Source organism: Nocardioides marmorisolisilvae, from assembly GCF_003725775.1.
GTDB lineage: Bacteria > Actinomycetota > Actinomycetes > Propionibacteriales > Nocardioidaceae > Marmoricola > Marmoricola marmorisolisilvae.
On the sequence record NZ_RJSG01000005.1, the window covers coordinates 297 to 735 of the forward strand.

The following is a 439-nucleotide window of genomic DNA, read 5'->3' on the forward strand; positions in this document are numbered from 1 at the left end:
GTTGCCCGTAGCACCCGTCGCGCCGGTGGCACCGTCAGCACCCGTGGCACCGGTAGCTCCGGTCACACCCTGGGCACCGGCCTGACCCGTCGCGCCCGTGGCACCAGTCGCGCCGTCGTTGCCGTTCGTGCCGTTGTTACCAGTCGCACCCGTCGCGCCAGTGGCACCGTCGTTGCCGTTCGTGCCGTTGTTACCAGTCGCACCCGTCGCGCCAGTGGCACCGTCGTTGCCGTTGTTGCCCGTAGCACCCGTCGCGCCGGTGGCACCGTCAGCACCCGTGGCACCGGTAGCTCCGGTCACACCCTGGGCACCGGCCTGACCCGTCGCGCCCGTGGCACCAGTCGCGCCGTCGTTGCCGTTCGTGCCGTTGTTACCAGTGGCACCCGTCGCGCCGGTCGCACCGGTGTTACCCGTCGCGCCCGTCGCTCCGTTCGAGCCG

1 protein-coding gene is annotated in these 439 nt (G+C 71.8%); it reads right to left on the minus strand.

Annotated elements, in window-relative coordinates; genetic code table 11:
* A partial coding sequence (locus tag EFL95_RS19770; RefSeq protein ID WP_221176493.1) for a hypothetical protein occupies nt 1–439 on the minus strand: 439 nt, incomplete at both ends.